This window comes from Kitasatospora sp. NPDC023118, assembly GCF_055560875.1.
The window spans coordinates 20,479-41,819 of record NZ_JBVHHW010000009.1 but is presented as its reverse complement, the minus strand read 5'-3'; the positions used below and the strand labels follow the sequence as shown (position 1 = coordinate 41,819).

Below are 21,341 nucleotides of genomic sequence, written 5' to 3'. Positions count from 1 at the left end.
GGTCCAAGACGAGAGGGGTCTGCGCCGGGACCGCTCAGGACAGCGGGGCGGCGAGGTCCTGGGTCCACAGGGTGCCGGCGGGGCTGGTGGCCACGCCGACGCCGATGTCCTTGAAGCCGCAGTCGAGCATGTTGGACTGGTGGATGCCGCCGTCCATCCACCGGGAGAAGACGGTCGCGGGCGTGGTCGGGCCCCGGTCGAGGTTCTCACCCCACTGGGACCAGCGGTAGCCGGCGGCGGTGATCCGGGCGTCGGGACGGACACCGTCGGGGTTGACGTGGTCGAAGAAGTTGCGGGTGGCCATGTCGTCGGCGTGCTTCTGGGCGGAGCTGTGCAGTCGGGGGTCGATCCGCAGCGGGGCGCAACCCGCCTTGGCGCGTTCGGCGTTGACCAGGTCCACGAGCTGCCGTTCCGGACTGGGTGACGGCGCGGCGGTGGCCGGGCGGGTCGCGGTCGTCGTGGGAGTCGGCGTCGGGGTCTCGGTGGTGGGTGTCGGCGTGGGCGTGGGCGTGGCCGACGGGGTCGCGACCAGGGTCGGCAGGGCCTCCAGGGCGGCGGCCGGGGCGGTGGGCTCGGGTGCGATGACGCGCGGCGGCTCGGCGTGGTTCGGCCAGACCAGGGCGAGGGTGGTCACGGCCACCGCTGCGGCCGCGCCGCTCGCCAGGGCGGCCTTGCGGGCGGCGGTGCCGGCCCAACCGCCGTGGGCGCCGGAGCCGCTGGCCGTTCCGGTGCCCGCGCCTCCGCCGGTTCCGGCCGCACCGCCTCCCGTGGCGGTCGTGGAGTGCGCGGCAGTCGTGGAGTGCGCGGCAGTCGTGGAGTGCGCGGCAGTCGTGGAGTGCGCGGCAGTCGTGGTGTGCGCGGCGGTCGTGGCGGCGGTGGCCGCGGTGTGCTGGAAGTGCAGCAGGGCGGGCGAGTCCAGCGGGATCGGGACCAGGACGAGGCCGGCCAGCAGCCCTTCGGCGGGGAAGAGGTCGCGGCCGAGGCCGTCGCAGGCGCCGCAGCTGCGGATGTGCCGGGCGATGCGCTTGCGCCAGACCGAGTTGGGGGTGCCGTCGAAGCCGGCGGTGACCTCGGCGAGTCCGGGGCAGCGCGGGTAGGCGCCGAGGGCGCGGACCACCATCCGACCGGCCTCAAGCTGTTTCTTCATCCGCTGGACACGGACGGCGGCGTGCTGCGGGGACAGGTCGATGGCTTCGGCGAGCTCGGCGCGGGTGAGTTCGCCGCTGGCCTCCAGCCACCACAGGGCGAGCAGTTCGCGATCGTCCGGGTCCAGCCAGCGGGTGGCCTCGGCCACCTCGCGGCGCTGACCGGAGAGGCCGAGGCGCAGGATGGTCAGATCGGTGAAGTCGGCTCGGGGGTCAGGGACTTCCCAGGTCTCGTCCAGACCGCCGACGGTGGGCTGCTGCTGCCCGGCCGCATGGCGACGGCGCACCTGGTTCATGGTGATGGCGACCAGCCAGGACCGGAAGGACTCCGGGTCGCGGAGCCCGTCCAGGCCGTCCAGGGCTCGGATCATGGTCTCCTGGGCGACGTCGTCCACGTCGGCGTGGCCGCCGAGGGCGCGGCCGGCCACGTTGTAGACGAGCGGCAGCCAGGCGGCGACCAGCGCCTCCTGGGCCTGCCGGTCGCCTGCCTGCGCCGCGAGTACCAGGGTCGTCCCGACCCTGTTCTGCACATCAGCGTTCATGGTCCGCACTCCGTCTTGCCGTGTTTCCGTCCGCCGCTGCCTCCTCGGAGACCTGTGGGGAGTGATCAGATAACAACAATGTGCGCGGAATCGGAAAATCGGCCTGGTCGAGGGCCGGTGCCGGAGTCTCCCCCGGCTCCGGTGCCGGAGCCGCCTCGCCGAGTGGAGATCAGGAGGGGGCGGCGAAGACCTGGGTCCACCACGGACCGCCGGAGCCGGTCCGCACGCCCACCCCGAGCTGCTTGAACGCGCAGTTCAGGATGTTGGCGCGGTGGCCGGGGCTGTTCATCCAGGCGTCCATCACGGCCGCCGGGTCCTTCTGCCCGCGGGCGATGTTCTCGCCCCAGGTGCTCCAGAGGTAGCCGGTGGCCTCGATCCGGTGGTCGGCGTGGTAGCCCTCGGGGCTGGCGTGGTCGAAGTAGTTGCGGTCGGCCATGTCGTCGCTGTGCGACTGGGCCGCGCCGGCCAACCGGGGTTCGGCGGTGACCGGGCCGCAACCGGCCTTGGCCCGCTCGGCGTTGACCAGGTCCACCACCTGCTGTGCGTACGAGGAGGACGGGCCGCCGCCGACCGGGGTGGGCGCCGAACTGGCCACGGCGCGCTGGGCAGTGGCCGCTGCCGCGGAACCGGCGCCGCTCGCGGCAGAGCGGGTCGCGGTCGGGCTCGGCTTGGCGGTGACGGTCGCGGTGGGCTGGGCGGTCGCGGTGGCCGTCACGGTGGGCTGAGCGGTCGGGGAGGCCGAGGCGGACACGGTCGGGGAGGCCGACGCACTCGGGGTGGCCGACGGGTCGGTGGCCCCCGGGCTTCCCGGCAAGCCGCCGGGCGCGGGGATCGCTCCCCCCGTGCCCGGCACCTGTATGCCCTCGTGCGTCCCCAGTTCGGCGGCGATCAGCGCGTCGGCCGCAGCCGCCTGCCCGGCGAGGTCCCGGTCGGTCTGCTTGCCGCCGTAAGCCGCGTACCCGGCACCGGCCAGCGCCGCGACCAGCCCCGTCCCGGCCACGGCGGCGACGACCGCGGTGACCGGCAGCAGCCTGCCGCGCCTTCGCGCCCGGCGGCCACGACCGCCCAGCCGCTGGGCGGCCCGCCGCGCGGCTCGCCCGCCGGGGCGACCGTGGGAGCCGTCGGGGCCGCCGCTCGTCGGGATGACGGTCGTCCTGTCGTCGCTGTTCACGTGGCCACTGCTTTCTGTCCAGGTCGGCGGGTTCGGGTGCCGACACCTGGGAGACCCCCCGGCGGTGCGCCGATAACAGAAAGTCCGAACGAATGTCCGTCAGCCTGGCCACGGCCTCAGCTGGCCGGGCCCTCCGGGGCCATGTCGTAGGTGACGAACATGGTCCGAACGGCCACCTGGTCGTACTTGCTGCGCGCCCGGTGGTTGTTGTCCGAGGTGATCCAGCGCACGGTGTTCCAGCCGCGCTCGGCGGCGATCTCCCGCAGCCGGGCCAGCAGCAGGTCCACCGCGCCGCCGCCCCGCACCTCGGGGGCGACGAACAGGTCGTCCAGGAACCCGCCGACCGCGCCGTGCAGCGGCCGGGAGAAGGGCCGGAAGTGCGCGAGCCCGACCGGCGTCCCGTCCGCGTCCCGGACCAGCAGGCCCTCCAACTCGTGCGCCGGGTCGGTCAGCCAGGACCACACCAGCTCGGCCTTCTCCTCCGGCATCGGCACCCGGTAGAACTCGCAGTAGCCGCGGAAGAGTTCACGCCAGGCCGGATATTCGCCGGCCTCCGGCACGCCGACGGTCCAACGGTTCACGGCGGTGGTGCTCAACTCGGTCTCCCTCGATCGGGCGGACGGTGGAGGCCCAGCATGACGACCCGCCGGCCCGGCCAACGATCTCCACCGCGGCCAACACCCGTTGCCCCGCACGCCACTCCGGCGGCTTCCCCGATGCCGGCGGACCACCCGGAAGAGTGACGCGCCTTCCCCGGCCCGGGCCCGTCGCCTACGGTGGGTCACCCCGAGGGCGACGACCGGAGGTTCCCCGTGGCGGACGAGCCGACCGTGCAGTACCGGAGCTACGCGTGGGAGGACGGGGAGGGCGGCCGCTACGTGGTCCTCTACCCGGGCACCGAGGAGGCCGACGAGGAGCGCAAGGCCCGCTTCCGCGCGATGGGTGCCCGGGAGGCGGAACTCCTCCGGGCGGCGGAGGCGGCGGAGGCCGAAGCGGAGGTGGGAGTGGAGTGGGGGCGCCCGAGGCCCGCTCTGCGACTGGTGCGCGGAGAGGGCTCCTGATCGTCTTCGGAGACCTCGGGCGACCTCAGGCGCCCCGTCGGCGGCTGCGAGGACCGGCCCTGCGTCGACTGATCCGCTCGGACCGGGCACCACTGCGCGAGGTCCTCGCCCGGATCGCCGACCACCCCGCCGACCACCCCGACGACGACCCCGGCGTACCCGCCCGGCGTACCCGCCCTCGCCGCCCGCGCCGCGATGAGGGAACTTCTCCCCGCACACCCTCCGAAAGGCACACCCGTGCGCATCGCCATTCCGCTCTTCGACGGGTTCACCGCACTCGACGTGGTCGGCCCCTACGAGATCCTCCGGATGCTGCCGGACGCCGACGTCGTCTTCGCCGCCGCCGCTCCGGGCGCGTACGCGGACGGCGAGGGGAGGCTCAGCCTGGTCGCGACGGCGTCCCTCCAGGACGTCACGGAGGCCGACATCCTGGTGGTGCCCGGCGGTCCGGGCACCCGTCGCCTCCTGGCCGACCAGCCGCTGCTCGACTGGATCCGCCGCGTCCACGCCACGACCCGGTGGACCGCATCGGTCTGCACCGGCGCCCTGCTGCTCGCCGCGGCCGGCCTGCTCGACGGTCTGGAGGCCACCACCCACTGGGGAGCCGTCGACCTCCTGGAGTCGTACGGTGCCACGTACACGGCGCGCCGCGTCGTGGAACAGCCCGGCGGCATCATCACCGCCGCCGGCGTCTCCTCCGGCATCGACATGGCCCTGCGCCTGGCCGAACTCGCCGCCGGCCGGGTCGCCGCCGAGGCCTTCCAACTCGCCGTCGAGTACGACCCCCAGCCGCCCTTCGACTCCGGCTCCTACCAGAAGGCGCCCCAGGAGGCGAAGGACTACCTCGCGGCCCGGCGACGCTGACGAGCGGCCGATGCCGGGGGGATCCGATGAGCCCTGAGCCGTCCCGGGGCGGGGACGGACGGTGGGCCGCCGCGGCCGACACCGTCGCCGCGGTGCGGGAACTCGCCGCCGCCGATGGGCTGTGACATACGCCGTTTGGCGGAGTAACGTCAAATTCAAACCTGTCGTTCGGCAAGGAAGCCCGGACGGGGGGTGAATCGGCCATTCTCGGCAATCCGGCCACCGCGCCCTCCGTGCGCGGAGCAGCGGCGGTTAGGTTGGCAATGACAACGAGAGGCGGCCGTCGGGCAGCCGACGGCGCACTGGCGAGAGGTGCCCGACCATGCAGGTGAGCGTCGACCGGAACCGCTGTTGCAGCTCCGGGATGTGTGCCATGAACGTCCCCGAGGTGTTCGACCAGGACGACCACGACAGTCTGGTGAAGCTCCGTCAGACCACCCTCCGGCCCGACCAGTTCGCCGACGTCAGACTGGCCGCCGAACTCTGCCCAGGCGGTGCGATCACCGTCGTCGAGGACGAGCCGGAGTCGGAGTCGAGTTCGAAGTCGGAGTCGGGGTCGGGGTCGGCTGCCGGATAGGCGACTTTCCGCTCCAGGGAATCCATTTGACGATCCGCCACCGAGCTGAGCCCCACCCGAGGACACCGCGACGCAAGGAGAGCCCGCCTTGACCAGCACGCCCACCACCCAGGCCGTCCCCATCCCGGCCCTCCACTCCAGCGGCTGCCCGTTCAGCCCGCCGCCCGCGTACACCGACGCCGCCGCCAGAGGCCGGATCACCCGCGCCGAGCTGCCCGGCGGCGAGCGCTGCTGGCTGGCCACCGGCTACGCCGAGGTCCGCACCGTCCTGTCCGACCACCGGTTCAGCGCGGACGTGCGCCACCCGTCCTTCCCACTGCTGGCCCCCGGCCGCCGGGAGCTGCTCGCCACCAACCCGAGCTTCCTTCGGCTCGACGACCCCGAGCACGCCCGGCTGCGCCGAATGGTCACCGGGGACTTCCTGGTCAAGCGGGTGGAGGCGCTGCGCCCGGGCATCCAGCAGATCGTGGACGAGACGCTGGACACGATGACGGAGGGCCGGACGGAGGCCGACCTGGTCGCCGAGTTCGCGCTGCCGGTGCCCTCGTTGGTGATCTGCCTGCTGCTCGGCGTGCCCTACGACGACCGCGACCGCTTCCAGCGCCTGAGCCGGACCCTGCTGAACAACAGGAGCTCTCTGGAACAGCTCACCGCGGCCCAGGACGAGATCCAGGACTACCTCCGCGGCCTGGCGGCCCGGAAGCGGGAGCGGCCGGAGGACGACATCCTCAGCCGTCTCGCCGCACGGGACGACCTGACCGTGGACGCCGTCGCCAGCACCGGGGGGCTGCTGCTGGTCGCCGGGCACGAGACGACGGCGAACATGATCTCGCTCTCGACCGCCCTGCTGCTGGAGCAGCCCGAGCAGATCGCCAGGCTGGCCGACCCGGCCGCCCTGCCCGGCGCGGTGGAGGAGCTGCTGCGCCTGCTGACCATCGTGCACACCGGGCTGCCCCGGGTGGCGCTGGAGGACGTGGAGCTGGGCGGCGAGACGATCAGGGCCGGGGAGGGCGTGATCGCGATGCTCTCCACCGCCAACCGGGACGAGGCGATGTTCGGCGGCGCCGAGCAGCGGGCGACGGACGAGCTGGACCTGGACCGGGACGCCCGGCGGCACATGGCCTTCGGCTTCGGTGTGCACCAGTGCCTCGGCCAGCCGCTGGCGCGCGCCGAGCTCCAGATCGCACTGGAGACCCTGTTCCGCCGGCTGCCCGGGCTGCGGCTGGCCGTCGAACCGAGCGAGCGGGAGTTCCGCACGGAGTCCTTCGTCTACGGGATGCGCTCGCTCCCGGTGGCCTGGTGACCGCACTCCGTTGAGGTCCGGGAGGTCGTCGGGGTCCGGGCGGCCCGGGCGGCCGAACGGCCCGCCGGGTCACCCGGCTGGCCCCCGCGCCGTGGCAGAGGCAGGCTGGAAGGGCGAAAGACAGCCCGGCCCTGCCGCGCCTGCGATCCGGCGCGCGCGGACCGGCCGAGGATACGGAGCCCGCGATGACGGACATGAGCGAACGCTCCGAGGTGAGCAGCGACCGCGAGGAGGACGTCCGCGCCGCCGATCCCGAGGAGGGCATCACCTCGATGCAGAACCTGCACGCACAGGACACCTCACAGGCGGAGGGCGACCCCATGCTGGACGAACCCGGCTCCACCAGCTGACCGTCCGCCACACCGATTCGACCGCCCGGCGGGACCGGGCGGTCTCTGCGACCGCAGGTGTCACTGCCCGGGCGGCGGTTCACCGGCGGGGGAGGATAGGCGCATGACCGAACACGATCAAAATCGTCGGCAGGCCCAGCCGCCCGTGGATCCGCGCACCGCATGGGCGACCTGGACCACTCAGTCGATCATCAGCGGCCCCGGCGGGGTCTCCACCGCCGAGGTCGGTCCGATCTCCGGCGACCTCACCGTGCACACCACATGGGTGGACGGCGAGGCGCGGCTGACCGTGCAGTACACCGGTGCGCTGGACTGGTACACGGTCACCGGCAGCCCGGTGCACGCAGCGGACGAGACCACCGCGCGGGCGATCCACCAGGCGATGGTGAACGGCGTCAAGGCGGGGCGCGGAGCGGTGGCCCCGCCGTCACCCACCGGCTAGCGCGCCCGCAAGGGGCTCGCCGACGGGTGACCCGGCCCTCGACCATCGGCCCGGCCGCGGCCCGGCAGCCGCGGTCGGGCCCTGGGCGCGCGGGGTGCGGAAGACTCCGGTGCGCCCTACCCGGTGATCTCCACCCCTCGCCAGAACGCCACCCGGCCGCGCACGTGTTCGGCCTCCGGCTTCGGGTCGGCGTAGAACCAGGCGGCGTCCGGGTTGGTCCGCCCGGCCACCTCCAGGGTGTAGTAACCGGCGGTGCCCTTCCATCCGCACACCGTGGTGGTCTCGGAGGGCCGCAGGAACTCGGCCCGGACCGACTCGACCGGAAAGTAGTGGTTGCCCTCGACGACGACGGTGTCATCGCTCTCGGCGACGACGACTCCCTGCCAACTCGCTGTGGTCATACCCCCGATTGTGCCCCACGGCCGATCACCCGCCGGGCGGTTCGGGGAAACCGGGACGCACGCGACGGACGCACGCCCTACGGCAGCGGATGCGCGTGGACCGGCAGGTGCGGGCTCTGGTGGCCGCCGCTGGCGAGCATCCGGACCTCGCCCGCGTCGCTGATCTCGGCACGGACGATCCCGGTGTCGTCCTCGTACACGGGGTGGCCGCCCGGGCCCTTCGCGTCGGTCCGGGTGACCACGACCACGTCCTGCGGGGCCTGGGTGCCGGGGGTTCCGGGGAAGGTCAGGGCGTAACGATCGGCGGGGTTCATCTGCGGCTCCTGCTCCCTGTCAGTGACCCGTCCGCGTCAGACGGTGGCCTCGGCGGCCCGGGCGTGCGAGCCGCGGACCTCCAGTTCGGCGAGCAGCCGGGCGGTGGCCTCGGCCACCGCGTCCACGGCCCGGTCGAAGGCCTCGCGGTTGTGCGCCGCCGGGGCGCGGAAGCCGGACACCTTGCGGACGTACTGCAGCGCGGCGGCGCGGAAGTCGTCCGCGCCTGCTTCGGGCGTCACGGGCGGTCGCAGCGTCTTGATGTTGCGGCACATGCCCCCAGTCTCGCTCGCGGGCGCCGTGTCGGCGACCCCCTTTCGTCACATCCGCCTCACAGGGGCGTTCCGGGCGGATTAGGATGCCGGACGAACGAATCGCCCGCCGCGCCCGTACCCGGCGCGGGCATCACTCCGGAGTCACCCCCTTGCCCCTCGCGCTGTTCGCGCTGGCCGTCACCGCTTTCGCCATCGGCACCACCGAATTCGCCGCCATGGGGCTGCTCCCTCAGGTCGCCGACAGTCTGCACGTCTCCATCCCGCAGGCGGGCTGGCTGATCTCGGCCTACGCGCTGGGGGTGGTGATCGGCGCGCCGCTGCTCACCGCACTGGCCGCCGGAAAGCCCCGCAAGGCGGTGCTGGTCGCGCTGGCCGCGCTGTTCGCGACCGGCAACCTGCTGTGCGCGGTGGCACCGGACTTCTGGACGCTGGCCGCCGCCCGGCTGATCACCGGGCTGCCGCACGGCGCGTTCTTCGGGGCCGGGGCGGTGGCCGCCGCCGAACTGGTGGCGGCGGACCGGCGGGCCCGGGCGGTGGCGGTGATGTTCTCCGGACTGACCGTCGCCAACATCGTCGGCGTCCCGGCCGCCACCCTGCTCGGCCAGCACCTGGGCTGGCGGGCGACCATGCTGGTGGTGGTGCTGATCGCCGCCGCCGGGACGCTCGCCATCGCCCGGCTGGTGCCGGACCTCCCCTCCCCCGGGCAGGTCGGGCTCCGGCACGAGCTGCGGGCCTTCCGCAGCGGGCAACTCTGGCTGGCACTGGCCACCGTGGTGTTCGGCTGCGGCGGCATGTTCGCGTGCTACAGCTACATCGCGCCGCTGCTCACCGAGGTCTCCGGGTACGCGACCGGCTCGGTGACCCTGGTGCTGGCGCTGTTCGGGGCCGGCATGACCATCGGCAACGTGCTCGGCGGGTTCGCCGCGGACCGGGCACTGCGCCCCACCGTCTGCGCGGCCTTCGTGCTGCTCTCGGCGACGCTCGCGCTGTTCGCGGTGACCGCGCACGCCCGCTGGTCGGCGGCGGTCACGGTGGTGCTGATCGGGCTGTTCGGCTTCGCGATCGTCCCGGCGGTGCAGACCCTGGTGCTGCAGAAGGCGCGCAGCGCGCCCACGCTCGCCTCGGCGACGGTGCAGGGCGCCTTCAACCTGGCCAACGCCCAAGGGGCGTACTTCGGCGGGCTGGCGCTGGACGCCGGGTTCGGCTGGACCTCACCGACCCTGGTGGGCTCGGGCCTGGCCGCCTCCGGCGCCCTGGTCGCGCTGCTCGCCTGGGCGGCCGACCGGCGCCGGCCGGTGTCCCCGGTACCCGAGCCGGCCGCCGCCGTCATGACGACCGTCTAGGACCTCCCGGTGGGCGTCGGCCGGCGCCGCACAGGGCGGTGACGGTCAGCCGGTTCCAGGCGGCGTCGGCGGCGGCCCGGTCGGCCCGGCCGTCGGCGGAGTCCGTCCGGTACCGGTCCCGGGGCCGTACCCCGAGACGTCTCGGGGTACGGGCGCCTTGACACGGGCCAGGCGACCGGCGCGGTACGGGTCAGGCGACCGGGGCCTTGTCGCGCAGGATCTCGATGAAGGCCCGCAGCCAGGCCGGGTGGTCGGGCCAGGCGCGGGCCGAGACGACCACGCCGTCCACCACGGCCTCGCCCTCGACGAACTCGGCGCCGGCCGCCTTGATGTCGGGGGCCAGCGCCGGGTAGGCGGAGGTGCGGCGGCCGTCGAGGACCCCGGCGGCGGCGGTGATCAGCGGGCCGTGGCAGATCTGGGCGACCGGCTTGTCCCCGGCGAAGAAGTGCCGGGCGATCCGTTGCACGTCCGGGTCGTTGCGCAGGTACTCGGGGGCGCGGCCGCCGGGGATGACCAGGGCGACGTAGTCGGCCGGGTCGACGTCGGCGAGGGCGATGTCGGCGGGCCAGGTGTAGCCGGGCTTCTCGGTGTAGGTGTCGTAGCCGTCCACGAAGTCGTGCACCACGAACTGCAGGCGCTTCCTGGTCGGGGCCGCGATGTCGACCTGGTAGCCCTCCTCGCGCAGTCGCTGGTAGGGGTAGAACACCTCCAGCGACTCGGCGGCGTCCCCGGTGACCAGCAGGATCTTCGATACCATCGCCGACATCCCTCCACATGATCGATCGTCAGACCTGGTGCGGGCCCGCGCGGTGGCCGCCGCGCCGGGCCCGGTCCAACCTCCCGCACCGGCCGCGCCGTTGGCAACAGGGCGCACCGGGCGCACCGCGGCGCACAGTGGGTCTCGCGCGCCGGTCGCGAGCCGTGCGCGCCGGGCCCCTGACAGGCAGCAGTGCCCGGCTGCCGCGCCGGCCCTCCCGGGTCCTAGACTCCTGCTGCCTGTGACCGTTCCGTTCACCTCCCGGAGGAGCCCATGCCCGACCGCACCACCTACCTCCTCCTCCCCGGCTACCAGAACTCGGGCCCCGAGCACTGGCAGACCCACTGGGAGACCGCCGAGCCGGCGGCCTTCCGCCGGGTCGAGCAGGCGGACTGGGACCACCCGGAGCAGCGGGACTGGGTGGCCCGGGTGGACGCGGCGGTGGCCGCGGCCGCCGCCGAGGGGCCGGTGGTGCTGGTCGCGCACAGCCTGGGCTGCGCCACGGCGGCCCGGTGGGTGGCCGGGGCCTCCGCCGAGCTGACCGCCGCCGTCCGGGGCGCGCTGCTGGTCGCCCCGGCGGACATCGACACCGCCGAGGTGCCGGAGCTGGTCGGCTTCCGCCCGGTGGCGCTGGAGCCGTTCCCGTTCCCGACCGTGGTGGTCTCCTCCACCGACGACCCCTGGGTGAGCCCGGAGCGGGCCCGGGAGTTCGCGGAGGCGTGGGGTGCCCGGTACGTCGAGCCGGGCGCGTACGGACACATCAACTCGGACTCCGGGCTGGGTGCCTGGCCGGAGGGCCGAAAGCTGCTCGCGGAGCTGTGAGCACATGACCGGGGGGACGATGGACAAGGGATTGGGCAACCGGACACCGAGGGCCAGGCGCGCCCTGGTCCGCATACTGGCGGCCTGCGGGGTGGCCGCCGTCCTGCTGTACACCGAGGGCCAGTGGGAGAGCCGCTCGGGCGGGCTGATGCTGGTCGCCGACCTGCTCAACCAGCCGGATCTGCTGCTCGGCGCGGCGCTGGCCGCGCTGATGGCGGCCGCCTGGCTGGGCGACTGCCGCACCGCCGTCCGGACGGCCACCCGCGCGGTCACGGTGACCGCCGCGGTGGTGTTCGTACTCGGGGTGGTCGCCGCGCACAAGTCGTCGGCGGCCGAGACCCGCAGCCGGGAGGACGCCCCGGCCGGGGCGGAGCGCGCCCTGGTGGTGGTGCACCGCTCGTACGGCTCCGGGCCGCATACCGGTGACCACTGGCAGGTGCTGCTGGAGAGCGGCGAGGGCTGGTCGGCCCGGCGCTGGCTGCTCGCGGACGTCGGCGGCGGCCTGGACGACGCCCGGCTGGTGGACGCGAGCTGGACCGGGCGGGCGCAGGTGACCGTGGTGACCGACTCCTACCGACGGGTGTTCAACCTCGACCAGGACAGCGGCGAGCCGGTCGAGGCGCGGTAGTCGGCGCTACGGCAGCCCGAGGGCATGGGCGGCGAGGGCCAGCAGCGCGGCGTTACCGGCCGCGCCCAGGGCGGTGGCGGAGAGGAAGCGGGCCGCCGTGCCGTCCGGGAAGGGGTTGACGGCCATCGCGAGCAGGAAGCTCGGCATCGTCCACACCACGGCCGTCCACTGCCGGACGGCGTTCGCCGCGTTGACACCGACCCGTAGCTCGCGGGCGGCGCCGACGGCGATCACCAGGTAGCCGGCCAGGTAGCCGGTCGAGGGCCAGAAGACGGCGGGGACGCCGAGGAAGCTGTGCGGCATGGCGCCATCGTCCGCCGAGCGGCCGCGGCCCCGCATGAGTACGGGTACTCAGACGGGGCCGGCGGCTCACTGGTCCTCGGAATCCGGCGGGGTGGACGGGGCGGAGCGCCCGGCCGGGTTGTTGCCCGACGGGTTGTTGCCGCGCGGCCGGCCCGTCGCCGTGCCGGTCGAGCCCGGGTTGGGGGCGCCGGTGCAGGTGGCCGAGCCCGGCGTGCCGCTGGAGGTGCCGCAGCCCGGGTCGCGCTTGACCGGGTCCGGGATGTAGACGGTGGTGAACTCCTTCTCCGGCATGCTCCGGACGGCGTCGCTCATCGCCTGCTGCCAGATCGGCCCCGGGCCGGTCGCCCCGAACACCTCCGCCTGGTACTGCCCGCCGATCCGGATGTTGCGCATCGGCACCTTGGTGCCCGGGCTGCCCAGCCAGACCGAGGCGGCCAGGTTGCCGGTGTAGCCGGTGAACCAGGCCGACTTCTTCTCGTCGGTGGTACCGGTCTTGCCCGCGATCTGGCGGTCGTCGTCCAGCCGGAGGTCACGCGCGGTGCCGCCCTTCTCGGTCACCCCGAGCAGCACGCTGTTGATCACGTCGGCGGTGTCGGTGGACATCACCTGGTCGCAGTGGACCGGGTTCACCGGGACGTCCTTGCCGTCCACCGTGGTGATCCGGTTGATCGCCATCGGCGCGCAGTAGCTGCCCCGGGCGGCGAAGGTCGCGTAGACGTTCGCCATGGTCAGCGGGCTGACCTCCTGGGTGCCCAGGCCGAGCGCGGGCACCTCCTGCAGCGGATCGCCGCTCGCCTTGCCCGTCACGCCCAGCTTGTTGGCCATCTGCTTGACGGCGCAGAGCCCGATCTCCTGCTCCATCTGCACGAAGTAGGTGTTGACCGAGAGGGCCATCGCCTCCTTGAGCTCGTACGGGCCGACCTCGCGCGTGCTCTCGTTGGGGATGGTGCCTTCCTTCTTGCCCTTGCTCAGGTTCTTCCAGGTGCCGTCGCAGGTCTTCATCGTCGGCCAGTCCATCCGGTTCGGCGAGTCGTACCGCTGGGTGGGCGGCAGACCGGCCTCCAGGGCGGCGGCGGCCACGATCGGCTTGAAGTTGGAGCCGGGCTGGAAGCCGATGCCGCCGCCCATCGCCGAGTCCACGTTGAGATTGACGACGGTCTGGTTCTGCTCCTTCGCCAGGCCGTACGGGCGAGTCTGGGCCATCGCGAGGATCTTGCCGGTGCCGGGCTCGACCATGGTCATCGCCGCCGAGACCGGGTCGGTGACGTACACCTTGGTGGAGACGGCGTTCTGCGCGGCGGCCTGCTTGTCCGGGTCCAGGGTGGTGTAGATGTTCAGACCGCCGGTGTCCCAGAGCTTCTTGCGCTCGGCGGCGCTCTTGCCGTACACCGGGTCCTGCTTGACCACGTGGCGCACGTAGTCGCAGAAGAAGCCCATCCCCGCCCGGGCGGTGATGCAACCGTTCTGCGGGTCCTTGTAGTTGAGGCCGAGCGGGGCCGCCTTGGCCTCCTTGGCCTGGTCCGCGGTGATGTGCTTGTTCTCCACCATCTTGTCGATGACGGTGTCCCGGCGCTTCTGGGCGGCCACCGGGTGCAGCTTCGGGTCGTACTGGGAGGGGTTCTGCACCAGCCCGGCGAGCATCGCCGCCTCGGGCAGGGTGAGCTCCTTGGCGGACTTGCTGAAGTAGCGCTGGGAGGCGGCCTCGATGCCGTACGCCTGGTGGCCGTAGAAGGTGATGTTCAGGTAGTTGGTGAGGATCTGCTCCTTGGTCAGGTCCTCCTCCAGCTTGATGGCGTACCGGAGTTCCTGGATCTTGCGGCCGAGCGTCTTGCGCTGCGCCTCGCGCACCGCCACCGGGTCGTCGCCGGCCATCTCGACCTTGACGTTCTTCACGTACTGCTGGGTCAGGGTGGAGGCGCCCTGGACGGCGGCGCCGCTCTCGGCGTTCTTGGTGACCGCCCGCAGGACGCCCTTGAGGTCCACGGCGCCGTGCTCGTAGAAGCGGGCGTCCTCGATGTCCACCTGGGCCTGGCGGATCAGCGGGGACATCTGTTCGGCCGTCAGCACCGTGCGGTCGCGCTCGTAGACCTTGGCGATCAGGCCGCCCTTGGCGTCGAAGATCTGGGTCGCCTGGGTCAGCGGCGGGGTCTTGAAGTCGTCGGGGATGCTCTCGAAGCTCTCGGCGCCGCTCTTCGCACCCAGCCCGACCGCGCCGGCCGCCGGGAGGATCAGACCCGCCAGCAGCACACCGCCGAGCACGCAGGAGCCGAGGTAGGTGGCCGCATGGCGCAGGATTCCGATCGGGGTCTCACGGCGCCTCGGGCGCGGCACCCAGGTGTCGCCCGGGTCCGGGGAAGGTATGCGGCTCTTCGGTGACATAGTTCGAACATTAAGGCCGTGAAACCCCCTCATGGGCGGCCTGTTGGCGAACTATTGTCACAAAATCGCGACAGCTTCGACCCATATCCGAGGGGCGCACGGGGGTTCACGCGAGGGCAAGGGCCGTTCGTTCACGGCCGGTTGCCCCCGCGGACGGTTTCGTCGAACCTCAGCTCGCCGGGCAGAACACGTCCTCGGCCGGACGGCGGCCGGTCACCAGGAAGTCCGTCACCGCGGCGTCGCCGCAGGCGTTTCCGTTCGCCAGGTAGACGTCGTGGCCGCCGGAGTCCACCGTGACCATCCGGGCGCGGTCGCCGAAGGCCTCCCGCAGCTTGAGAGCACCCCGGTACGGGGTGGCGGGGTCGCGCAGGTTCTGGGCCAGCAGGACGTTCGCCGGGCCACGGCCGGTCACCCGGACCGGCGGCTCGGCCGGGGCGAACGGCCAGAACGCGCAGGGCATCACGTTCACCGGCATGCCCGCGGTGAGCGGCCGGGCGGCGCGGTCGGCGGCGACGTCCTTGGTGTAGGCGGCCGGGTCGGTGGGCCAGTCGACGTCGTTGCACAGGGTGCCGGCCGAGGCGGCGATGTGGTTCTGCAGCACCTCGTCGGGCGCCGTCACCGGGGCGGGCAGCGGGCGGCGGCCCTGGGCGGCCAGCATCAGCCGGGCGAGGTCGGGGAACCTGGCGTCCGCGTACAGGCTCTCCAGCATGGCCTCGCGCAGCCCGTTGCCGTCCAGCTCGGCCGGGTTGGCGCCGGGCCAGGGCAGCGGGGTGCGGTCCAGACGGGCGGCGAGGTCCAGGAACAGCGGACGGACCTCCTCCGGGGTGTCCGCGACCCGGTCCGGATTGCCGGGCGCCGAGGCCCACTTGGCGAAGTCCGGGAAGCGGTCCTCGGCACCCTGGCCGAAGGCGGCGAGCCAGCCGCGGCCGACCCGCGACGGGTCCGGGTCGTCGTTGCTGTCGAGCACGATCCGGTCGGTGTGCTCGGCGAACATGGTGGCGTAGACGGCGCCCGCGTAGGTGCCGTACGAGGTGCCCCAGGCGGAGAGGCGGCGCTCCCCCAGGGCGCGCCGGATGCCGTCGATGTCGCGGGCCTCGTTGGCGGTGGAGATGCTGCGCAGCACCGGGCCGCCGTTGCGGGCGCAGGCCTCGGCGAAGTGGCGGCCGCCGGCGAGGTTGCCGTCGATCGAGCCGTCGGCGGCGGGCCAGGGGCGGAGTTTGACCATCGCCAGGTCGGAGTGGTCCAGGCCGCAGCTGACCGGGGTGGAGCGGCCGACACCGCGCGGGTCGAAACTCACCAGGTCGAAGCGGTCCAGCACGGACTGCGGCAGCCGCTGGACCACGCTGCTGGGGCGGTCCAGGCCGTTGTCGCCGGGGCCGCCGGGGATGATCATCAGCACACCGTGGCGCAGGCCGGGTTTGGCGGTGGCGATCCGGGAGACGGCGACCGTGATCTGTTGGCCGCCCGGGTCGTTGTAGTCCAGGGGGACGGTGAGGTCGGCGCACTGCTGGCGAGGGTCGCTCTGGCCCCCGCAGGCGGACCAGGCGAGGCGGTCCCGACCGGCGCGCTCCGGATCGGCGGCGGCGGGCAGGGCGGTGAGCGCGGTGACGGCGATGGCGGCGGCCGCGGTGGCGGCGGCGGTGCGTCGGATGGTGTTCGTCATGACCAGGAGTCTGCTGCGACAGGGGACTTGGGCCCATGCGGGCAGCTGGCCGGTCGGGGGTGGGGTAATCCCCCGGCGCCGGGTGGACCCCGCACCCAGTCGCGCCCGCTCGCGGCGTGCCCGCGGCATGCCGACGGCGCGCCCACGGTTCGCGCCCTGCGGGACGACGGCGGGCCGCACCCCGATGATTCGGAGGTCGCGGCGGATCCGACGCGGCGGCCGGAGAACTGAGGAGGCGTGAGGTGACGACAGGGACACTGGAGGACGAACGCGCGGGCGGCGACGGAGCGCCGGTGGGGCACTCGCACGCCCACGGGCCGGCCGTGCCGGTCTCCGCACACCTGCGCAAGGTGATCGCGGCGGTGCTGATCCCGTTCGCGGTGGCCGTGCTGGTCGGGCTGGTGGTGCTCTGGCCGGGCGGGGTCCCGGCCCACCCGCACACCGGGGCGGGCCTCGACCAGCACCTGCGCTCCAGCAGGCTGGACGCCGAGCGGCACCTGCCGATGGGCGTGCTGGCCGGGCTGTTCGCGGCGATCGTGGTGCTGGTCGGGCGCTGGCGCGGGGTGGCCGCGCTGGTCGCGCTGGCGATCAGCTTCGCGGTGCTGTCGCTGTTCATCCTGCCCGCCGTCCTGCGCGGGGCGAACCCACTGCTGGTGGCGATCGTCGGCGCCGGCGCCATCATGCTGATCGCGCTCTACCTGTGCCACGGGCTCTCCGCCCGGACCTCGGTGGCGGTGCTCGGAACCCTGGTGTCACTGGTGCTGATCGGGGTGCTGAGCCTGGTGTTCGCCTCCTGGGCGCACCTGACCGGGAACACCTCGGAGGAGACCGGGCTTGTCCACGAGCTCTACCCCGGGATCGAGATCCGTGGCCTGCTGCTGGCCGGCTTCGTGATCGGCTCGCTGGGCGTGCTGTTCGACGTGACGGTCACCCAGACCTCGGCGGTCTGGGAACTGCACCAGGCCGATCCGACCATGGGCGCCGGCAAGCTCTACCGGGCGGGCATGCGGATCGGGCGCGACCACATCGCCTCGACCGTCAACACCCTGGTGCTCGCCTACGCGGGCGCCGCGCTGCCCTTGCTGCTGCTGTTCTCGATCGCGCACCGGGACGTGGTGTCGGTGGCCACCAGCGAGCTGGTGGCCGAGGAGGTCGCGCGCGCCCTGGTCGGCAGCATCGGGCTGGTCGCCTCGGTGCCGGTCACCACCGGGCTGGCCGCCCTGATCGCCGCCGCCGACCATCCTCGGGCGGCGGCGGGTCTCTCCGGGCGGCACGGGCACGCTCAGTAGGTCCTGACGGGTGGACGGAGGCGGTGCTCAGAGACCGAGCAGGCCCGGGTCGGAAGCCAGGGCGCGCAGCGGCTCGCGCGGGTCCGGGACCAGGTGGCGCTCCGCCAGGTCGAGGATGCCGCCGACCCCGGTGATCTCGGCGGCGAGCACACCGTCCTCGCGGACCAGCCGCTGCACCACGCGGAAGGTCTTGCCGTCCCGCCAGGAGAAGGCGCAGCTGATGTCCACCGAATCACCGGCGCGCAGCTCCCGCAGGTACTTGATCGTGGTCTCCAGGACGACCGGGCCGACGCCCTTGGCCACCAGATCGGCCTGCCGGATGCCGGCGGCCTGGAGGTACTCCCAGCGGGCGTGCTCGGCGTACTGGAGGTACACGGACTGGTTCAGGTGGCCCTGGGTGTCGGTCTCATAGCCGCGGACGGTGACCCGCGTGGTGAAGTCCTGGTCTGTCATGCCCCGCACAGTACTCCGGGCGGTCGGGCGGCACCGCGTGTCGTCCGTCACCTGCCGGTTCACCGCGCCCGGGCGGGGGGCCGGGCCCTACGGGAGGGTGAGGATGCGCGGGCCGTCCTCGGTGACGGCGACGGTGTGCTCGATGTGGGCGGCCCGGCTGCCGTCGTTCGTGCGCAGGGTCCAGCCGTCCGGGTCGGTGGCGTAGTCGTCCCGGCCGCCCGCGGTGAGCATCGGCTCGATGGCCAGCACCAGGCCCGGACGCAGCGGGTAACCCCGGCCCGGACGGCCCTCGTTGGGCACGTGCGGGTCCTCGTGCATCCGGCGCCCGATGCCGTGCCCGCCGAAGCCGTCGGGCATCCCGTACCGCCCGGCCCGGGCGACCGCGCCGACAGCGTGGGCGATGTCGCCGATCCGGTTGCCGACCACGGCGGCGGCGATCCCGGCCTCCAGGGCGCGCCGGGTGGCCGCGATCAGCTCGGTGTCCTCGGGGCGGGCGGCGCCCACGGTGAAGCTGACGGCGGAGTCGCCGCACCAGCCGTCCAGCACGGCGCCGCAGTCGATGCTCACCAGGTCGCCGTCGCGCAGCCGGTAGCCGTCGGGGATGCCGTGCACGACGGCGTCGTTGACGGAGGCGCAGATGACGGCGGGGAACGGGACGGGCGCGAAGGACGGCCGGTAGCCGAGGAACGGCGAGGTCGCCCCGGCGGCGCCCAGCACGCCGCGCGCCACCTCGTCCAGTTCCAGCAGGCTGACGCCGACCGCCGCTTCGTTCCGCACGGCCGCCAGCGCGTTGGCGACGACCCGCCCGGCCTCGCGCATCGCGGCGAGGGCGGCGTCCGACTTGAGTTCGACCATGGTGAACCACTCCCCTGGATCCAATTCTTATACCGGTATTTGTATCACGGTCGAGAGTGGTGGACGCCATCCCGCGGTCCGGCCGCAGGGGCGGACGGCGCGGGATCGGGGCGGCCCGACGCGACCAGGGGAAATTGCCACGCCGGCCCGGTACAAGATCCGCTACTGTTCGACGCCGCAATCCGATGAACTGATCACAAGGATCTAACGTGACGTCCCCGCTGCTCCTCGCCGCCAACCCGCAGCCGACGGCTTCCGAGCCGACCTCCTCCTCACGACTCCGCCGGTTCGGCAAGGCCGTTCGGGCACCGCTCCTCCTGGTCGCCCTGGCCACCGCCGGCCTACTGGTCTCCGGCCAGCTGAGCAAGTCCGAGGCGCAGGCGGCCAAGGTCGGCGACTGCATGCACGCTCTCGACACCGGGTCCAAAGCGGACATGGAGATCGTGAGCTGCGCCAAGCCCGAGGCGCAGTACAAGGTCGTCAAGGCCATCCGGGACGACAGCCAGTACCGTCCGTGCGAAGCGGAGGGGCCCGAGGTCTTCGGCTCCTACACCGAGAAGCGGACGTCCACCGTCGTCATCCTCTGCCTCGCCCTCAACACCGAGCGGCCGGGAGGCCCGGTCCCGCTCCCCAACTGGCCGCAGGGGTAGGAGGAGCCGGCGACGCACTAGACTCGGCGCCATGGTGAGGACTCCGCTGACCCCGTGGGAGCGCGAGCGCGGGGAGCGCTTCGGGGCGCTGCTGCGTGAGGCGCGTGGTGAGCGCAGCATGGTCGAGGTGGCGGCGGTGGCCGGTGTCTCGGCGGAGACGCTGCGGAAGATCGAGACGGGTCGGGCACCGACGCCGTCCTTCTTCACCATCGCGGCGCTGGCCTACGCGCTGGACCTCTCGCTGGACGAGCTGGCGGGCGCCTGCGCGCCGTCCGAGGACGGCGAGGCGCTCTCCGCGTAGCGACGACGACAGCGGCGGCCCGCCGGGCGGGCCGCCGCTGAGAGGCCGGACCGGTTCAGCCGATCGAGCTGTTGTAGCTCTCGATCGCGGGCTGGAGCTCCTTGACCGCGTCCGCGAGCGCCTGCTGGGCGGTCTTGCCGCCGGCGATGGTCTGCTCGATGGCGGTCTCCACGCCCTTGCGGGCCTGCGGCATCACGCCGAGCAGGCAGCCGGCCGTGGCCGGGGTGGGCTTGGTGGCCTTCAGCTGGTCGATGGCGGTCTGGAACTGCGGGTACTTGGCCACCCACTCCTTGTCCTTGGGGTCCTCCAGAGACTTCGTGTTGACCGGGAAGTAGCCGGTGCCGGTGTGCCAGGCGGCCTGCTGCTCGGGGGCGGTCAGGAACTTCTCGAACTCCCAGGCGGCGCGCTTCTCGGCGTCCGAGTGGCCGGGGCCGCTGATCCACAGCGAGGCGCCGCCGATCACCGGGCCGCCCTGGTCGGCGGCGGTGACCTTGGGGAAGGCCGCGGTGCCGACGCCGAACCTGGCGGCCTCGGTGTAGCCGCGCAGCACCCCGGTGGACTCCAGGTGCATCGCGACCGTACCGGCCTTGAAGGCGGCCTGGGCGTCGTCGGTGACCCGGCCGGTGTTGGCCGCGTAGCCGCCCTTGACCAGGTCGGCCCACCACTGGACGATCTGCGCGCCCTGGGCGGAGTCGAAGACGACCTTGCCCGCCTTGTCGCTGCGGCCGTTGTCGTTGTCGCAGTACATCGTGCCGGACTCGGCGAGCAGCTCCTCGACGAACCAGCCGTAGATCGCGGCACCGAAACCGTAGCGGACGGTCTTTCCGTCGGCGTCCTTCTTGGTCAGCTTCTTGGCCATGTCGGCCAGCTCGCCCAGGTCCTTGGGCGGCTGCGCCGGGTCGAGGCCGGCCTCCTTGAAGGCGTCGGTGTTCAGGTAGAGCAGCGGCATCGAGGAGTTGAACGGCATCGAGACCAGCTTGCCGCCGGCCGAGTAGTAGTTGCGGATGTTGGGGTCGAGGTCGGCCAGCGAGTAGCCGTCCCTGTCCACGAAGGCCTGGGCGGGGACGGTCTGCTTGGAGTCGATCATGAAGCGCGTGCCGATGTCGTAGACCTGTACGAGGGCGGGGGTGCCCTTCTGCTGCACCGAGGCCTTGTACTTGGCGACCAGCTCGTCGTACTTGCCCTGGAACTGGGCCTTGACCTCGATCTTGCCCTGGTGGGCCGCGTTGAACTGGCTGACCAGCCCGTTCAGCACGTCGGCGTTCTTGCCGGTCATGGAGTGCCAGAACTCGACGGTGGTGACGCCCGAGGCCTGGTCGAGCGCCTGGGCGCCGGGGGCGGCGGCGTCGGAGGAGCCGCCCGAGCCGGAGCCGGAGGAGCTGCAGGCGGTCAGGGACAGGCCGGCCACCAGCAGGGCCGCGAGCGCGCGCGCACTCTTCTTCACAAGGGTTCTCT

25 protein-coding genes are annotated in these 21,341 nt (G+C 73.1%); 12 read left to right on the top strand and 13 right to left on the bottom strand.

All coding sequences use genetic code 11. The features are described from left to right. Nucleotides 1-34: 34 nt before the first annotated feature. From ACZ3UD_RS13655 to ACZ3UD_RS13645, 3 genes are all read right to left on the bottom strand, one after another. Nucleotides 35-1,687: a sigma-70 family RNA polymerase sigma factor gene (locus ACZ3UD_RS13655; protein ID WP_465585953.1), complete on the bottom strand. Its 1,653-nt coding sequence runs from the start codon at nucleotides 1,685-1,687 to the stop codon at nucleotides 35-37. Nucleotides 1,688-1,856: 169 nt separating this feature from the next. Then, entirely contained in the window at nucleotides 1,857-2,858 is a 1,002-nt protein-coding gene (locus tag ACZ3UD_RS13650) for a CAP domain-containing protein (protein ID WP_465585951.1), read from the bottom strand. A gap of 116 nt (nucleotides 2,859-2,974) precedes the next feature. Then, entirely contained in the window at nucleotides 2,975-3,454 is a 480-nt protein-coding gene (locus ACZ3UD_RS13645) for a GNAT family N-acetyltransferase (protein WP_465585949.1), read from the bottom strand. Between the two features lie 216 nt (nucleotides 3,455-3,670). Here ACZ3UD_RS13645 and ACZ3UD_RS13640 point away from each other — a divergent pair, with 216 nt between their 5' ends. From ACZ3UD_RS13640 to ACZ3UD_RS13615, 6 genes are all read left to right on the top strand, one after another. Next, a complete protein-coding gene (locus ACZ3UD_RS13640) occupies nucleotides 3,671-3,919 on the top strand; it encodes a hypothetical protein (protein WP_465585947.1) in 249 nt (82 codons plus the stop codon). 237 nt (nucleotides 3,920-4,156) lie between these two features. Beyond that, nucleotides 4,157-4,783 carry a DJ-1/PfpI family protein gene (locus ACZ3UD_RS13635; protein ID WP_465585945.1) on the top strand — a complete coding sequence of 209 codons (627 nt, stop codon included), beginning with the start codon at nucleotides 4,157-4,159 and terminating at the stop codon, nucleotides 4,781-4,783. 322 nt (nucleotides 4,784-5,105) lie between these two features. After that, entirely contained in the window at nucleotides 5,106-5,360 is a 255-nt protein-coding gene (locus ACZ3UD_RS13630) for a ferredoxin (protein ID WP_465585943.1), read from the top strand. Nucleotides 5,361-5,448: 88 nt separating this feature from the next. Next, a complete protein-coding gene (locus tag ACZ3UD_RS13625; protein ID WP_465585941.1) occupies nucleotides 5,449-6,663 on the top strand; it encodes a cytochrome P450 in 1,215 nt (404 codons plus the stop codon). 185 nt (nucleotides 6,664-6,848) lie between these two features. Then, the gene (locus ACZ3UD_RS13620) at nucleotides 6,849-7,013 is read left to right on the top strand and encodes a hypothetical protein (RefSeq protein WP_387616524.1); all 165 of its coding nucleotides are present in this window, start codon (nucleotides 6,849-6,851) and stop codon (nucleotides 7,011-7,013) included. Between the two features lie 103 nt (nucleotides 7,014-7,116). After that, nucleotides 7,117-7,455, top strand: a complete 339-nt coding sequence (locus tag ACZ3UD_RS13615) for a hypothetical protein (RefSeq protein ID WP_465585938.1) — start codon at nucleotides 7,117-7,119, stop codon at nucleotides 7,453-7,455. A gap of 116 nt (nucleotides 7,456-7,571) precedes the next feature. Here the strand turns inward: ACZ3UD_RS13615 and ACZ3UD_RS13610 are convergent, their stop codons facing one another. The 3 genes from ACZ3UD_RS13610 to ACZ3UD_RS13600 form a co-directional block, all read right to left on the bottom strand. Then, a complete protein-coding gene (locus tag ACZ3UD_RS13610; protein ID WP_465585936.1) occupies nucleotides 7,572-7,856 on the bottom strand; it encodes a DUF427 domain-containing protein in 285 nt (94 codons plus the stop codon). A gap of 77 nt (nucleotides 7,857-7,933) precedes the next feature. After that, a complete protein-coding gene (locus ACZ3UD_RS13605) occupies nucleotides 7,934-8,170 on the bottom strand; it encodes a DUF6296 family protein (protein ID WP_465585934.1) in 237 nt (78 codons plus the stop codon). Between the two features lie 36 nt (nucleotides 8,171-8,206). Further along, complete coding sequence (locus ACZ3UD_RS13600; protein WP_465585933.1) at nucleotides 8,207-8,443, bottom strand: DUF2277 domain-containing protein; 237 nt, start codon at nucleotides 8,441-8,443, stop codon at nucleotides 8,207-8,209. A 149-nt stretch (nucleotides 8,444-8,592) separates the two neighbouring features. Between ACZ3UD_RS13600 and ACZ3UD_RS13595 the strand changes: the two genes are divergently transcribed. After that, the gene (locus ACZ3UD_RS13595; protein ID WP_465585931.1) at nucleotides 8,593-9,786 is read left to right on the top strand and encodes an MFS transporter; all 1,194 of its coding nucleotides are present in this window, start codon (nucleotides 8,593-8,595) and stop codon (nucleotides 9,784-9,786) included. A gap of 190 nt (nucleotides 9,787-9,976) precedes the next feature. On the opposite strand, the gene ACZ3UD_RS13590 is transcribed toward ACZ3UD_RS13595, so the two are convergent. Then, nucleotides 9,977-10,543: a DJ-1/PfpI family protein gene (locus tag ACZ3UD_RS13590; protein ID WP_465585930.1), complete on the bottom strand. Its 567-nt coding sequence runs from the start codon at nucleotides 10,541-10,543 to the stop codon at nucleotides 9,977-9,979. A 273-nt stretch (nucleotides 10,544-10,816) separates the two neighbouring features. On the opposite strand from ACZ3UD_RS13590, the gene ACZ3UD_RS13585 reads away from it, so the two are divergent. Beyond that, a complete protein-coding gene (locus ACZ3UD_RS13585; RefSeq protein WP_465585928.1) occupies nucleotides 10,817-11,365 on the top strand; it encodes an RBBP9/YdeN family alpha/beta hydrolase in 549 nt (182 codons plus the stop codon). 4 nt (nucleotides 11,366-11,369) lie between these two features. Then, entirely contained in the window at nucleotides 11,370-11,993 is a 624-nt protein-coding gene (locus ACZ3UD_RS13580) for a hypothetical protein (RefSeq protein WP_465585926.1), read from the top strand. A 6-nt stretch (nucleotides 11,994-11,999) separates the two neighbouring features. On the opposite strand, the gene ACZ3UD_RS13575 is transcribed toward ACZ3UD_RS13580, so the two are convergent. The 3 genes from ACZ3UD_RS13575 to ACZ3UD_RS13565 form a co-directional block, all read right to left on the bottom strand. Further along, nucleotides 12,000-12,296 (bottom strand): hypothetical protein, encoded by a 297-nt coding sequence (locus ACZ3UD_RS13575; RefSeq protein ID WP_465585924.1) that lies wholly within the window; start codon nucleotides 12,294-12,296, stop codon nucleotides 12,000-12,002. A 66-nt stretch (nucleotides 12,297-12,362) separates the two neighbouring features. Beyond that, nucleotides 12,363-14,675: a transglycosylase domain-containing protein gene (locus ACZ3UD_RS13570; protein WP_465585922.1), complete on the bottom strand. Its 2,313-nt coding sequence runs from the start codon at nucleotides 14,673-14,675 to the stop codon at nucleotides 12,363-12,365. 169 nt (nucleotides 14,676-14,844) lie between these two features. Beyond that, on the bottom strand, nucleotides 14,845-16,338 hold the full coding sequence (locus ACZ3UD_RS13565; protein ID WP_465585921.1) for an alpha/beta hydrolase: 1,494 nt from the start codon (nucleotides 16,336-16,338) through the stop codon (nucleotides 14,845-14,847). 242 nt (nucleotides 16,339-16,580) lie between these two features. On the opposite strand from ACZ3UD_RS13565, the gene ACZ3UD_RS13560 reads away from it, so the two are divergent. Continuing rightward, nucleotides 16,581-17,627: a YibE/F family protein gene (locus ACZ3UD_RS13560; RefSeq protein WP_465585919.1), complete on the top strand. Its 1,047-nt coding sequence runs from the start codon at nucleotides 16,581-16,583 to the stop codon at nucleotides 17,625-17,627. A gap of 27 nt (nucleotides 17,628-17,654) precedes the next feature. On the opposite strand, the gene ACZ3UD_RS13555 is transcribed toward ACZ3UD_RS13560, so the two are convergent. Next, nucleotides 17,655-18,080, bottom strand: coding sequence for an acyl-CoA thioesterase (locus ACZ3UD_RS13555; RefSeq protein WP_465585917.1), 426 nt, complete (start codon nucleotides 18,078-18,080; stop codon nucleotides 17,655-17,657). 87 nt (nucleotides 18,081-18,167) lie between these two features. Beyond that, nucleotides 18,168-18,935: a type I methionyl aminopeptidase gene (gene map, locus ACZ3UD_RS13550; protein ID WP_465585915.1), complete on the bottom strand. Its 768-nt coding sequence runs from the start codon at nucleotides 18,933-18,935 to the stop codon at nucleotides 18,168-18,170. Between the two features lie 209 nt (nucleotides 18,936-19,144). Between map and ACZ3UD_RS13545 the strand changes: the two genes are divergently transcribed. Together ACZ3UD_RS13545 and ACZ3UD_RS13540 are read left to right on the top strand one after the other, a co-directional pair. Beyond that, nucleotides 19,145-19,585: an LppU/SCO3897 family protein gene (locus ACZ3UD_RS13545; RefSeq protein ID WP_465585913.1), complete on the top strand. Its 441-nt coding sequence runs from the start codon at nucleotides 19,145-19,147 to the stop codon at nucleotides 19,583-19,585. Nucleotides 19,586-19,616: 31 nt separating this feature from the next. Beyond that, the gene (locus ACZ3UD_RS13540) at nucleotides 19,617-19,886 is read left to right on the top strand and encodes a helix-turn-helix domain-containing protein (protein ID WP_465585911.1); all 270 of its coding nucleotides are present in this window, start codon (nucleotides 19,617-19,619) and stop codon (nucleotides 19,884-19,886) included. 55 nt (nucleotides 19,887-19,941) lie between these two features. On the opposite strand, the gene ACZ3UD_RS13535 is transcribed toward ACZ3UD_RS13540, so the two are convergent. Continuing rightward, entirely contained in the window at nucleotides 19,942-21,330 is a 1,389-nt protein-coding gene (locus tag ACZ3UD_RS13535) for an ABC transporter substrate-binding protein (RefSeq protein ID WP_465585909.1), read from the bottom strand. Nucleotides 21,331-21,341: the final 11 nt, after the last annotated feature.

Bases quoted from the DNA above. Each gene is read 5' to 3' on its own strand.
- ACZ3UD_RS13655 (WP_465585953.1), bottom strand. From the start codon at position 1,687: ATGAACGCTGATGTGCAGAACAGGGTCGGGACGACCCTGGTACTCGCG.
- ACZ3UD_RS13630 (WP_465585943.1), top strand. From the start codon at position 5,106: ATGCAGGTGAGCGTCGACCGGAACCGCTGTTGCAGCTCCGGGATGTGT.
- ACZ3UD_RS13620 (WP_387616524.1), top strand. From the start codon at position 6,849: ATGACGGACATGAGCGAACGCTCCGAGGTGAGCAGCGACCGCGAGGAG.
- ACZ3UD_RS13615 (WP_465585938.1), top strand. From the start codon at position 7,117: ATGACCGAACACGATCAAAATCGTCGGCAGGCCCAGCCGCCCGTGGAT.
- ACZ3UD_RS13610 (WP_465585936.1), bottom strand. From the start codon at position 7,856: ATGACCACAGCGAGTTGGCAGGGAGTCGTCGTCGCCGAGAGCGATGAC.
- ACZ3UD_RS13605 (WP_465585934.1), bottom strand. From the start codon at position 8,170: ATGAACCCCGCCGATCGTTACGCCCTGACCTTCCCCGGAACCCCCGGC.
- ACZ3UD_RS13600 (WP_465585933.1), bottom strand. From the start codon at position 8,443: ATGTGCCGCAACATCAAGACGCTGCGACCGCCCGTGACGCCCGAAGCA.
- ACZ3UD_RS13590 (WP_465585930.1), bottom strand. From the start codon at position 10,543: ATGGTATCGAAGATCCTGCTGGTCACCGGGGACGCCGCCGAGTCGCTG.
- ACZ3UD_RS13585 (WP_465585928.1), top strand. From the start codon at position 10,817: ATGCCCGACCGCACCACCTACCTCCTCCTCCCCGGCTACCAGAACTCG.
- ACZ3UD_RS13580 (WP_465585926.1), top strand. From the start codon at position 11,370: ATGACCGGGGGGACGATGGACAAGGGATTGGGCAACCGGACACCGAGG.
- ACZ3UD_RS13575 (WP_465585924.1), bottom strand. From the start codon at position 12,296: ATGCCGCACAGCTTCCTCGGCGTCCCCGCCGTCTTCTGGCCCTCGACC.
- ACZ3UD_RS13570 (WP_465585922.1), bottom strand. From the start codon at position 14,675: ATGTCACCGAAGAGCCGCATACCTTCCCCGGACCCGGGCGACACCTGG.
- ACZ3UD_RS13565 (WP_465585921.1), bottom strand. From the start codon at position 16,338: ATGACGAACACCATCCGACGCACCGCCGCCGCCACCGCGGCCGCCGCC.
- ACZ3UD_RS13555 (WP_465585917.1), bottom strand. From the start codon at position 18,080: ATGACAGACCAGGACTTCACCACGCGGGTCACCGTCCGCGGCTATGAG.
- map (WP_465585915.1), bottom strand. From the start codon at position 18,935: ATGGTCGAACTCAAGTCGGACGCCGCCCTCGCCGCGATGCGCGAGGCC.
- ACZ3UD_RS13540 (WP_465585911.1), top strand. From the start codon at position 19,617: ATGGTGAGGACTCCGCTGACCCCGTGGGAGCGCGAGCGCGGGGAGCGC.